Raw genomic sequence first — 12,510 nt, forward strand, 5'->3', positions numbered from 1 at the left:
AAATGAATCAAACAACAATAGCAAAAGAAGTTAAAGGTGTTGGTATAGGTTTGCACAAGGGTGAGCCTATTAGTATAAAATTAGAGCCATTAGAAGCTGGTAGTGGTATAGTGTTTTATAGAAGTGATTTGGGAATTTCTTATGAAGCAAAGCCTGAAAATGTCATCGATACACAAATGGCTACTGTAATAGGCGATCATAGGGGTTATGTTTCTACTATAGAACATTTAATGAGTGCGATTAATGCTTATGGTATTGATAATGTGCGTATAGTTTTAGACGCAAACGAAGCTCCTGTAATGGATGGTAGCAGTATAGGTTTTTGTATGATGCTTGAAGAAGCAGGTATAAAAGAGCTTGAAGCGGCAAAAAAAATTTTAGTGATTAAAAAAAGTGTAGAAGTAAAAGAAGGCAATAAATTTGTGCGTTTAAGTCCTACGGATATGCCTATTATAAACTATACAATCGAATTTGATAATCCTATTATAGGCAAACAAAATTATTGTTTTGAATTTAGCAAACAAAACTACATAGAGCAAATAGCAAGAGCAAGAACCTTTGGGTTTTTAAAGGATGTTCAAGCTTTAAGAGCTATGAATTTAGGTCTTGGTGGAAGCCTAGAAAATGCTGTTGTGATTGATGATAATCGTATTTTAAACCCTGAAGGTTTGCGCTTTAAGGATGAATTTGTGCGTCATAAAATTTTAGACGCTATTGGGGATTTAACCTTGCTTGGATGTAGAGTTTTTGGAGATTATACTTCTTATGCAGGTTCACACAAGCTTAATCATCTTTTAACTAAAGAACTTTTAAAAGATCCTAGTACCTATGAAGTGGTAAGCTTAGAAAAAAGCACACATAAGGTTTATGAAAAGGTTTTTGCATAAAAAAGGTTACTTTGCTTTTAAATGCCATAGCAAAACCTTTAATGCTTGGTATTTATGAAAATGATTTATTGTTAAATACCATTGAAAGTGATTTAAAAGTTAGCGAGGTTTTACCAAAAATATTACAAGAATTACTTTCACAATATGAGTTTGAAAAGCTTATTTATGTACATGGGCCAGGTTCTTACATGGGTATAAAAATTTCTTATGTTTCTTTTGAGACATTAGCCATAGTCAAAAACATTCCTTTAAAAGCAATCAGTGCTTTTGAGTTAAATAACAACACTCCTATATCTGCAAACAAACATTTATGTTTTGTAAAAAAAGACAATGGCGAAATTATTTTAGAGAAGACACAAGCAGGAAGTTTTTTTATGCCTCAAAGTTTAAAAGGTTTAAATTTAAGCAAAGAAAATACACCTTTTTATGTTTTAGATGCAATTAATTAAGGTAAAAAATGAAAATTTTAGTTCCTGCGACAAGTGCAAATTTAGGTCCTGGTTTTGATTGTTTGGGCTTGAGTTTAAAACATTTTAATCAAACTATAGTTGAAAAATCTAAATTTTTTAGTATTAACATACATGGAGAAGGTGAAAATAATATCTATCTTAAAAAAAATAATACTTTTGTTAATATTTTTTATGAAATTTATCAAAGACTTAGTGGTAAAAAAGATAATTTTCGTTTTGTTTTTCAAAATAATATCCCTTTAGCAAGAGGTATGGGAAGTTCCTCTGCTGTAATAATTGGAGCTATTGCTTGTGCTTATGAATTAAGCGGATTTAAAGCAGATAAAAATATCATTTTAAATGAAGCTTTAAAATATGAAAATCATCCAGATAACATAGCTCCAGCAGCTCTTGGAGGTTTTGTGTGTGCATTAAATCACAATCAAAAAGTCTTAGCTATAAAAAAAGAAGTAGATAAAGACTTACAAGCTGTTATAACTATACCAAATGTAGCGATGAATACTCAAAAATCAAGAACAGTTTTAGCTAAAAAAATTAATCTAGAAGATGCTGTTTTTAATCTTTGTCATGCTTCATTTTTAACTGCTTGCTTTTTAGAGAAAAAATATGATTTATTAAAATATGCAAGTTTAGATAAACTTCATCAAAATCAAAGAATGAAACTTTTACCTGAGCTTTTTGAAGTACAAAAATTAGCTTTAGATAATAATGCTCTCATGAGCACGCTTTCAGGCTCAGGTTCGAGTTTTTTCACTCTAGCTTATAAAGATGATGCTAAACAAATCAAAGAAAAAATCAAAAATAAATTTGCTAAATTTAGAGTTGAGCTTTTAGAATTTGACGATGAGGGCTTTAAAATTTGCTAAAAATTCCAAAAAAAAGATATAATTTTGAAAAACCATATACCCATTAGAATGTGCATTGTTTGCAAAGGTCGTTATGAAAAGCAAAGTTTGCATCAATTTCAAATAAAAAATTCTCAAATTATCACTAAAGTGGAATTTGGTAGGAGTTTATATATTTGTAATCCATGTTTTGAAAAAGATGAAAAAACATTGCAAAAAGCTTTTATGAGAGCTTGCAAAGGCAATTTTTATGGCAGTATAAATCAGCAGGATTTAAAGGAGATATTTTTTAATGACAGATGTAAAGATTAGCGAAATCGCTCAAGAGTTAGGATATACTAGTAAAGAAATTATAGAAAAAGCCAATGAAATAGGCTTAGAGGATATAAAATCCCCTAACAAAAAAGTATCTTCTGAAATCGCAGAAGCGATTTATCAATATGTACAATCTGGTGAAATACTAGATGTGGTAAAAAAAGTGGCCAAACCTAAAAAAGAAAGTGCGACTAAAAAAACTACTACTAAAAAAGAAGAAAGCAAAAAAGAAGAGAAAAAAACTACTAAAAAAGAAACAAAAACTCCTGTTAAAACAACAAATGAAAAGAAAGAAGAAAGTAAAAAAGAAGAAAAGCAACCTGAAAATCCTATTAAAAATGAAGCATTAGAAGAAAAAAAAGAAGAAATTAAATTCGATGAAAAACTAGGCTCTAATTTAAATTTAGCTAAAAGAAGAGGTTTAGTTATCGTTAAAAAGAAAAAAGAAGAAAGCAAAGAAAACCAAACAAACAATGAAGAAAAATCTAATATACAAAATACTCAAGGCTTGAGCCTTAGTATGATTTTTTCAAATTCAGATGAGAATTTAAAAAGAAAGAAAAAAGAAAAGAAAAATCATCCTGCGACAAGTAAAAAAGAAAACACTACTAAAATGGATCTTTTAGGAGATAAAGACTTTGCTGATATTTCTTTAGAAGATGATGATATGGTAGTTTTACCTGATTTTAGTGTAAAAGAAAACAAACCAGCACAACCAGCAAACAAAAAACAACCAAATATTTTAAAGCAATCTTTAAATAACTCTATCAACCCATTTGGCGAGGGTGGTATACAAAGAAGAAGTCGTAAAAAACCACCTAAAAAGGTAGAGAAAAAAGAAAGTGAAGCTATAACAAGTGTAAGCATACCTAAAGAAATTCGTGTGTATGAATTTGCTGAAAAACTTGGTAAAAACACCGGAGAAGTTATCTCTAAACTTTTCATGCTTGGTATGATGACAACTAAAAATGACTTTTTAGATGAGGATGCTATAGAAATTCTTGCTGCTGAATTTGGAGTGGAGATTAATATCATTGATGAGGCTGATGAGTTTGATTATGTAAAAGATTATGATGAAAATCAAACAGAAGAAAATTTAAGCCAAAGAGCTCCGGTTATTACTATTATGGGGCATGTTGATCATGGTAAGACTTCTTTGCTTGATTATATAAGAAAATCACGCATTGCAAGTGGCGAAGCAGGTGGGATTACTCAGCATGTTGGCGCTTATATGGTGGAAAAAAATGGTAGAAAAATCACTTTTATCGATACTCCAGGCCATGAGGCATTTACTGCTATGCGTGCAAGGGGAGCTAGTATAACTGATATTGTTATTATCGTAGTAGCTGCAGATGATGGGGTAAAACCACAAACTAAAGAGGCGATCAATCATGCAAAAGCAGCTAATGTACCTATTATCATTGCTATTAATAAAATGGATAAAGAAAACGCAAATCCTGACATGGTAAAAACCCAACTAGCAGAAATGGACATCATGCCAGTAGAATGGGGCGGAAGCCATGAATTTGTGCCAGTTTCAGCTAAAAAGGGTGATGGTATAGAGGATTTACTTGAAATTGTATTGTTACAAGCTGATATTTTAGAGCTTAAAGCAAATCCAAAAGCCCATGCTAAAGCAAGTATTATAGAATCTTCAGTGCAAAAAGGTAGAGGTCCTGTGGCTACTATCATCGTGCAAAATGGTACTTTAAGAGTGGGAAATACAGTCGTAGCAGGGGAGGCTTATGGTAAAGTGCGTGCTATGAGCGATGATCAAGGTAAAGCTTTAAAAGAAATAGGCCCAGGTGAGTGTGGGGTGATCATAGGTCTTAGTGAAGTAGCTGATGCAGGAGAAACGCTAATAGCCGTAGATAGTGATAAACAAGCAAGAGAGTATGCTAATAAACGCCATGAATACAATCGCCAAAAAGAATTAAGCAAATCCACTAAAGTGAGTATAGATGAGCTTGGTGCAAAAATCAAAGAAGGCAATTTAAAAGCCCTTCCTGTAATCTTAAAAGCAGATGTGCAAGGTTCACTTGAAGCGATTAAGGCTAGTTTAGAAAAACTCAAAAATGATGAGATCAAGGTTAATATCATCCATAGCGGGGTAGGTGGGATTACTCAAAGCGATATAGAGCTTGCGAGTGCTAGTGAAAACTCTATCGTTTTAGGCTTTAATATACGCCCAACCGGTGAGATCAAAGAACGTGCTAAAGATAAAGGCGTAGAGATAAAAACTTATAATGTTATTTATAACTTGCTTGATGATGTAAAAGCCTTGCTAGGTGGTATGATGAGTCCTATCATCTCTGAAGAACAACTTGGTCAAGCTGAAATTCGCCAAGTGATCAATGTACCAAAACTAGGACAAATCGCAGGTTGTATGGTAACAGAAGGCACGATCAATCGTGGTGCGAAAATCAGGCTCATTAGAGATGGGGTTGTGGTATTTGAAGGTAATGTAAGCTCACTTAAACGCTTTAAAGATGATGTAAGAGAAGTTGCAAAAGGCTATGAGTGTGGTGTAGGCATAGAAGGTTGTAATGATATGAGAGTGGGAGATTATATAGAAAGTTACAAAGAAGTTGAGGAACAAGTAAGCCTATGAACCCAGCTGAAATCAAAAAGCTACGCACAGAAAGCATTTTAAAAGAACTTATACCAGAAGCTTTAGCAAATTTAGACAACGAAGCTTTAAAAAATTTATGCGTAGTGGATGTAGAGTGTAAAAAAGGCAGATACGATGCTTTTGTGTATTTAGATAAAATGTTTTTTAATATCCAAGAGCAAGAAATCATACTCAATCAGCTTAAAAAAGCTGCCCGTGCTTTGCAAAATTACTGCATGAGTGAGCAAGGGTGGTATAGATGTCCGAATTTTCACTTTAAATTTGATGATAGATTAGAGTATCAAAACCACATGGATGCTTTATTTGAAAAAATCAAAAAGGAACAAAATGAATCTTGAAGCACTTTGTAAAGAAGCAGGGCTTAGCTTTTATGATGATGAGCTGGTAAGTGAAAATGGTAGAAAGATCTATAGAATTTATGTGCAAAAAGAAGGTGGGGTAAATCTTGATGATTGTGCTAAGCTTAGTGAGATTTTATCGCCTATTTTTGATGTAGAGCCGCCTGTGGGCGGGGAGTATTTTTTAGAAGTATCAAGCTGTGGGCTTGAAAGAAAGCTTAGCAAGCTAGATCATTTTTCAAAAAGTATAAATGAACTCGTAAAAATCACTACAAATGAAAAAGAAAAAATCGAAGCAAAAATCATCGCCGTAGATGATGAAAATATCACTTTAGAAAATTTAGAAACTCAAGAAAAAACTACTTTAAATTTTAGCGACATAAGAAAAGCTAAAACCTTTGTGCAGTGGTAGAATAATAAATTTTTAATATCTAAAAAGGCTTAATTTATGAATATAAATTCAATTGATGATTATGAAAAATTTTTAAATATAGTTTATGAAAGGTATAAAAATAAACTTTTAGAATTTAAAAAAGATGATATAGAATTTTATAAGAATAACAATGAAATCAAAAAATTAAAAACAAAAGAAGGTTATTATTTTTATGTCGCTAAAAACGCAAAATCAATAGTATCGTTTGCTAGTGCAAGTAAAAAATTATGCGATACATTTACTATGGATAGTTTTTTAGATAAATTAAAAGGTGTTGCTGATAAGCAAATTAGATCTTATAATCCTATTATATATAAAGATATTTTAGAAAACAGCGGTTTGGTTTCAGATGAATCAGATTATTTTTTGATTCCTTCAAATCCAGAAGTTTTTGATCTTGAAGGTTATGTTAATGAAAATAAAGGTAAAGAATTAACATGGGGTGAAAAAGGAGCAGGGGCGCTTTTAAGCATGAAGTCAAATAGTAAAGTATTTTTCTATATAGCTAGAGAGTCTTTAGTTCGTTTTTATGGTGTAGTGAAAGAAATTAAAGAAGATGGAAAATTTATTATTAATAAAATTCAAAAATTAGAAAAAACAATAAGTTTAAATGATGCTAGAGAGTATGGCTTTAAAGTACCTCAGCGTAATCAAAATTTTTATAATATGTTTGTCTTGAATTATCTATTATTGGCAAATAATTTAATAAAAGGTAAAAAAATGACTATAGATGATGAAGTAAATATAAAAAATCCACCTTTAAATCAAATTCTTTATGGGCCTCCAGGGACAGGAAAAACTTATCAAACGATAGATAAGGCTTTAGAGATTATATCAAAAGAAGAAAAAATACAAATTCCAAGCAAAGATGATAGAAAAAATAGAAAAGAATTATTTGATGAGTATGTAGAAAAGGGTCAGATAGTTTTTACTACTTTTCATCAAAGCTATGGATATGAAGAATTTGTAGAAGGTATAAAGCCTCGTATAGATAGCAAAGAAAATTCTAAAGAAGTAGAATATGAAATAAAAGACGGAATTTTTAAAGAACTTTGTAAAAAAGCTTTGGATAATTACAAAGTATCTTTATTAACACAAGAAGAATTTGTAAAGAGTGAAGATTTAGAAAACAAAATAGAAATTTTTTTAGATGAATTAGTAGATCAACAAAAATTTATAGAAAAAACTCAAAGTGGTGGATTTAAATTAGAAGAATATAATGAAAAATATAGAATTATCACAGATGATACTAATGCAAATTTGTATTTAAATTTAGAAATTTTTAAAACGCTTTTGGAAAATAAAGATAAGATTATAAACGGAAGAAGTATTAAGCAAATTTTAAATAATAAACATAGAAGACAAATTGATAGTTATTATTTTCAGCTAGTTAAATTGTTTAAAGAACGAGAACAAGATTATAAAGTAGATAATAATTCTAGTAAAAAGCCGGATTTAAAACCTTACATAATCATCATAGATGAGATTAATCGTGGTAATGTAAGTAAGATTTTTGGTGAACTTATAACCTTGATAGAGCCTAGCAAAAGAATAGGTGAAAAAGAAGAGTTGAGAGTAAGATTGCCTTATAGCGGTGAAGAATTTGGAGTGCCTAAAAATGTTTATATCATAGGTACTATGAATACAGCTGATAGAAGTATAACTTCACTTGATACAGCATTAAGAAGACGCTTTGAATTTATCGAGATGATGCCTAATGCTGAAGAGTTAGAAAAATCAAAATATAAAGATGTAAATTTAAAAAAATTATTAGAAGCTATAAATACTCGCATAGAATACTTGCTAGATAGAGAAAAGACTATAGGACACGCATTTTTTATAGGTATTGATAATTTAGATGACTTAAAAAAAGTTTTTCAAAACAAAATCATTCCGCTTTTGCAAGAGTATTTTTATAATGATTATGCATTGATTGACGCGGTTTTAAATGAAAATGGTATGCTAAAAAAACAAGATAAAAATAATGATTATTTGAAAAATATTACAAATTTTATAGAAAGAGATAATGGTATTTATAAATTTAGTAATAGCAAAGATTGGGATAAAAGCACTTTTATAAAAATATATGAAAATGATAAATAATAATACCTTTTCTATCATCGAGCACCAAGTTTTTTCTAAAGAAAATTTGCGTGAAATTTTCGAAGAAAAAGCTGAAAGATTTTATAAAGAATTAGAAGACTTTGCAGAAAATAATGAAAGTCTTCTAGGCTTTAAAAATAAAAACGCCTTAAAAGCTAAAAATTATGTCGGTATTATACAGACTAAAAGCGGTGTTTTAGAAATCTTGCCAAAATGCATGGCAGAAGATAAACTATCAAGTGAATGTAAAGAAAAATCAAAAGAAGATACTAATTCAAAATACGATAAAGAAAAATTAAAAAAATGTTATAAACTAGATAATATCTTTAAAAATGATGATTTTAGCGAAGAAGATCTTAAAAATGATCCTAGAAATCTTTTAATCAATATGTTAAAAACCTTAAAAAATTCCCCCTTTAAAAAATCTCAAATTTCATCTTTACAAATTGCTAAAATGCCTTTGTTTGAAGTATTTATCACGATGTTTTTAGATGAATTTGATAGTGTGTATAAAAAAGGTTTGATGAGATCTTATGTAAGTAGCGAAGAAAACAGAACTTTTTTAAAAGGAAAATTACTTTTTAATGAGCATATAAAATCAAATTTAATACACAAAGAAAGATTTTTCACAAGTAGCGATGAGTTTGTTTTAGACATAGCTCCAAATCGCTTGATAAAATCAACGCTAAATTTTTTAAAATCCAAAACAAGCTTGAATAAATTTAAAATCATCAAAGCTATGCAAATGCTTGATGAGGTAGAATTTTCTAAAAATTATGAAAAAGATTTTAGTTTTAAAATTTCAAGACATTTTGATTATTATGAAAATATACTTTCTTGGTGTAAGATATTTTTGCAAAATAAAACTTTTACTCTATATAAAGGCAAAAACGAAGCCTTTGCTTTACTTTTTCCTATGGAAAAACTTTTTGAAAACTATGTAGCTTATATGTTTAAACTTGCTAATCCTAATGAAAATATAAAAACCCAAAGCAGTGGAAAGTATCTAATCTCAAAAAATGATGAAAAATGTTTTATGTTAAAGCCTGATTTATATATAGAAAATAAAATGATTTTAGATGCCAAATGGAAAATTCCAGATGATAGTGAAGATGAGGAAAAACATGGTATATCGCAAAGTGATTTATATCAAATGTTTGCTTATGCAAATAAATACGAGATAAAAGAAATTTATCTTATTTATCCTCTATGTGAGAGAACTTTTGACTTAAGAGAGAAATTAAAAACCAAAGATATTAAGTTTTTAGCGCAAGGTTTTTTAAAAGCTTGCGATGAACATGTAAAGCTTAAGGTATTTTTTGCACCTTTACCTTTTTAGGAAGTAACATGAATCACGAATTTTATATGAATTTAGCCATAGATGAAGCTTGGAAATATCAGCTTTTAACCTACCCTAATCCAGCCGTAGGTTGTGTGATCTTAGATAAAAATGGTAAAATTTTAAGCATAGAAGCACACAAAGAAGCGGGCAAGGCTCATGCAGAACTTGAAGCAGTAAGCAAAGCTTTAAAAGCACTTAATCTAAATTTAGATTTACCACAAAATGCAAACGATTTGCATGAGTTTATTTGTCAAAATCATCAGGGGTTATTAAAAGGCGCTAGTGCTTATGTGAGCTTAGAGCCTTGTAATCATCAGGGCAAAACCCCACCTTGTGCAAAGCTTTTTAGCACACTTGGTTTTAGCGAAGTTTTTATCGCCACTAAAGATGAGCATAAGCTCGCAAGCGGTGGAGCAGAGTTTTTAAAAAATCAAGGCATAAAAGTTTACATGGGAATTTGTGAACAAAGAGCTAAAGAGCTTTTAAAGCCTTTTTTAAAATGGCAAAAATTAAGCTTTAAATTTTTTAAACTAGCTCTTTCTTTAAATGGCTCTGCTTATGGTAAAATCGTAAGTTCTAAAGCAAGTAGAATCTATGCTCATGCATTGCGCTCAAAGCTTGATTTGCTTGTAGTGGGTGGAGAAACTATAAGACATGATAGGCCTATTTTAGATGCAAGACTAGCTCAAGCTAAAGCACCAAATTTATGCATATTAAGCCGTCAAAATTTAGAAAGTTTTGATTTAAACATTCCTTTATTTAGCGTAGCTGAAAGAGAAATTTTTACAAACATTCCTAGTGAAGCAAAGCTCATCATGTATGAGGGTGGGGAGAACTTTTTAAAAGCCTTTAAAGATGAGTTAGATATGCTTTTGATTTTTTCAAGCTCGAATTTAAATACCTTTGAAAATGTTAAGTTAGATTTAAAGCTAAAGCCTTTATACAAAGGCTTTTTAGAAAATGATACTTATGGGTTTTATGAGATTATTAAATCTTAGTAGATTTTTTGTGAGCTTACTTGTGTGAAAAATTGCGCTAAAGTGTTAGCAAAAAAGCTAGCACTTTGCTCTTCTAATCGTTTTAAAAACTTATCTATAGCATCTTCTTTTTGCCAGATAGGGTTTTGCACTTTGGCTAGTTTTTCTAACTCTTTTTTGGCTTGCTCGTAATTGCTTATTTTATCAATGAGTTTTAATTTTAAAGCCTCATTTGCTAAAAATACTTTTGCATCAGCCCATGAGCTTGTTTGATTTAAATCTAGCTTGCGATTTTTAGCGACAAATTGCGTGAAAAGTTCATAGCTTTGATTAGCTAAATTTTGCAAAAAGTCTTTTTCATCTTCACTCCATTTACGCATGAAAGTTCCTGCTTCTTTGTAATTTCCTGCTTTGATGGTTTGCTCATTTATACCAAGTTTTTGTGCAAGCTCACTTACTTCAAAGCCTTGCATAATTACCCCAATAGATCCTACAAAGCTAGCAGGATTAGCGATGATCATATCAGCTCCCACCGCGCTTAGGTAGCTTCCGCTTGCTATAGTTCCACCTGCATAGACTACCACAGGTTTTTTAGCTTTAAGATCTTGTATAGCTAAAGCTATTTCCATGCTTGGTGCAAAAGCTCCACCAGGGCTATCTATAAAAAGCAAAACTCCTTTTATAGCTTTATCGTCTTTGGCTTTGTAAATTTGTTCTAAAAGATTGCTCGCATCGCTAATTTCGCCTTTAAGATTAATTTGAGCTAGGTTTGCATTAGAAAGTTTGGCATTATCCCCGCTTGGAGTAAGGATTAAAAACACGATAAATAAAAACACAAAGGTTTTAAAATAAGTGTTGATATAAGAAATGGTTTTTCCGATTCCTTTAAAAAATGATTTTATAATCTGCATTCTTTTCCTTTTTAAGTTGTTTAATCAAAAATTAAATCCAAAATTTGACACCAAATTAACATTATACTGATTTTTATAAATTTCATTTAATAATTTTATATCAAAAAAGAATGTTTTATTTGGTTTGAAATTTAGTCCAAGGTTAATGTTGAGTAAGTTAGTATCTAAATCATAGTATTGTTTAAATTTTTGATTTTTAAAATCAATAAAATTTGCATTATTGCTTATCTTTTTTCCTGTTAATCTTTTTTCATACAATATAGAACCTGTTATAGTATTTTTATTTTCATCTAAATTTGGTAATACATAAGAAGAAGTAATCCCTAAAACTAAAGATGTGCTGTTGTGTTTTATGCTATCGTAAGATTTTGAAAAAATTCCACCGCTTTCACTAAATGCATTTTGTTGAAAATAATTGTAATTAAAATATACCAAAGGAGTTAAATTTAAATTTTTATTATAACTAAATTCTTTTGCTACACCTAATTGGGTAGAAGTTATCAATCCATTATATGTTCCTTTTAAAGTATCTGAATTTAGTATATATCTTTGCATGTTGCTTGAGTATAATCCTATGCCAATACCGCTTAAAATTTTAAAATTTTCTAAATTCAAAATATAATTGCTTGATAAATTTGCGTTTTTTGTTTTGATATTAGATGTTGAAAAATCAACATTAGAATATGAAGTACTTAAATGCGTTACGAACATTGAAGAATTAATTTCTTTTCCTACGCTAAGATTGAGTCCATAGGAGCTTCCATGAAAATCATTACCATATATTTTTTTAAAACTAGGTCCCATTTGGAAGATATATGTTTGATTATCATAAAAATTAAAATTAGCTACATCACTTTGATATAATAAATTTGTCGGATAAGTATTACTAGCTAATCTAATATCCTCCATAGGTGTATTTATGAAAGTTGGATTAAGAGTCGAGAGCATGTTATTTTGTCCGAAATTACTGTAGGTGTTTAATAATTGGATTGAATTGGATAAATAATCATTTGATTCCAAGCTTTTTAGACTACTTTGAACGATTTTTTTATCTGCATTATCTAGTAAAATAAAATAATTTTTATAGTTTTCATTTAAGTTATCCATCATTCTAATGCTTCTTAATGCTTGTCCTATAGTGCTATTTTGAGTATTATACGCATTGTTTTTTATAATAGGCTTGACTATTATTTGAGAGTTATCATGTTCAGGTTTTGGTTCAGGTTTTGGTTCAGGTTTTGGTTCAGGTTTTGGTTC

Annotated in this window: 12 protein-coding genes; 10 read left to right on the forward strand and 2 right to left on the reverse strand. The window is 30.0% G+C overall.

What is annotated here, in order from left to right:
• The first annotated feature begins 2 nt into the window (after positions 1–2).
• The 10 genes from lpxC to ribD are packed head-to-tail and all read left to right on the forward strand — an operon-like array spanning position 3 to position 10,363.
• On the forward strand, positions 3–887 hold the full coding sequence (gene lpxC, locus L8X27_RS06830) for a UDP-3-O-acyl-N-acetylglucosamine deacetylase (protein WP_220566489.1): 885 nt from the start codon (positions 3–5) through the stop codon (positions 885–887).
• 41 nt (positions 888–928) lie between these two features.
• On the forward strand, positions 929–1,336 hold the full coding sequence (locus L8X27_RS06835; protein WP_165955275.1) for a tRNA threonylcarbamoyladenosine biosynthesis protein TsaB: 408 nt from the start codon (positions 929–931) through the stop codon (positions 1,334–1,336).
• A gap of 8 nt (positions 1,337–1,344) precedes the next feature.
• Positions 1,345–2,223, forward strand: a complete 879-nt coding sequence (thrB, locus tag L8X27_RS06840) for a homoserine kinase (RefSeq protein ID WP_133319641.1) — start codon at positions 1,345–1,347, stop codon at positions 2,221–2,223.
• A gap of 24 nt (positions 2,224–2,247) precedes the next feature.
• Positions 2,248–2,514 (forward strand): DUF448 domain-containing protein, encoded by a 267-nt coding sequence (locus L8X27_RS06845; protein ID WP_133319640.1) that lies wholly within the window; start codon positions 2,248–2,250, stop codon positions 2,512–2,514.
• Positions 2,495–5,128 (forward strand): translation initiation factor IF-2, encoded by a 2,634-nt coding sequence (gene infB / locus L8X27_RS06850; RefSeq protein ID WP_263671091.1) that lies wholly within the window; start codon positions 2,495–2,497, stop codon positions 5,126–5,128. The genes L8X27_RS06845 and infB overlap by 20 nt, the downstream gene beginning before the upstream one ends.
• The gene (rbfA, locus tag L8X27_RS06855) at positions 5,125–5,487 is read left to right on the forward strand and encodes a 30S ribosome-binding factor RbfA (RefSeq protein WP_039625256.1); all 363 of its coding nucleotides are present in this window, start codon (positions 5,125–5,127) and stop codon (positions 5,485–5,487) included. The genes infB and rbfA overlap by 4 nt, the downstream gene beginning before the upstream one ends.
• Positions 5,477–5,899: a ribosome maturation factor RimP gene (rimP, locus tag L8X27_RS06860; protein ID WP_263671090.1), complete on the forward strand. Its 423-nt coding sequence runs from the start codon at positions 5,477–5,479 to the stop codon at positions 5,897–5,899. The genes rbfA and rimP overlap by 11 nt, the downstream gene beginning before the upstream one ends.
• 36 nt (positions 5,900–5,935) lie before the next feature.
• Positions 5,936–8,023: an McrB family protein gene (locus L8X27_RS06865; protein ID WP_318529399.1), complete on the forward strand. Its 2,088-nt coding sequence runs from the start codon at positions 5,936–5,938 to the stop codon at positions 8,021–8,023.
• The gene (locus tag L8X27_RS06870; RefSeq protein WP_263671120.1) at positions 8,013–9,362 is read left to right on the forward strand and encodes an McrC family protein; all 1,350 of its coding nucleotides are present in this window, start codon (positions 8,013–8,015) and stop codon (positions 9,360–9,362) included. The genes L8X27_RS06865 and L8X27_RS06870 overlap by 11 nt, the downstream gene beginning before the upstream one ends.
• Positions 9,363–9,370: 8 nt before the next feature.
• Positions 9,371–10,363, forward strand: a complete 993-nt coding sequence (gene ribD / locus L8X27_RS06875) for a bifunctional diaminohydroxyphosphoribosylaminopyrimidine deaminase/5-amino-6-(5-phosphoribosylamino)uracil reductase RibD (protein WP_263671089.1) — start codon at positions 9,371–9,373, stop codon at positions 10,361–10,363.
• Here the strand turns inward: ribD and sppA are convergent.
• Both sppA and L8X27_RS06885 read right to left on the reverse strand, forming a co-directional pair.
• Entirely contained in the window at positions 10,360–11,253 is an 894-nt protein-coding gene (gene sppA / locus L8X27_RS06880) for a signal peptide peptidase SppA (RefSeq protein ID WP_263671088.1), read from the reverse strand. The two genes, ribD and sppA, sit on opposite strands and share 4 nt — an antisense overlap.
• Positions 11,254–11,277: 24 nt before the next feature.
• Positions 11,278–12,510, reverse strand: a 1,233-nt coding sequence (locus tag L8X27_RS06885) for an autotransporter outer membrane beta-barrel domain-containing protein (RefSeq protein ID WP_263665022.1), incomplete at its 5' end; no start/stop codon positions are given.

Source organism: Campylobacter sp. CNRCH_2015_1657 (genome assembly GCF_025772685.1).
GTDB classification, from domain to species: domain Bacteria; phylum Campylobacterota; class Campylobacteria; order Campylobacterales; family Campylobacteraceae; genus Campylobacter_D; species Campylobacter_D lari_D.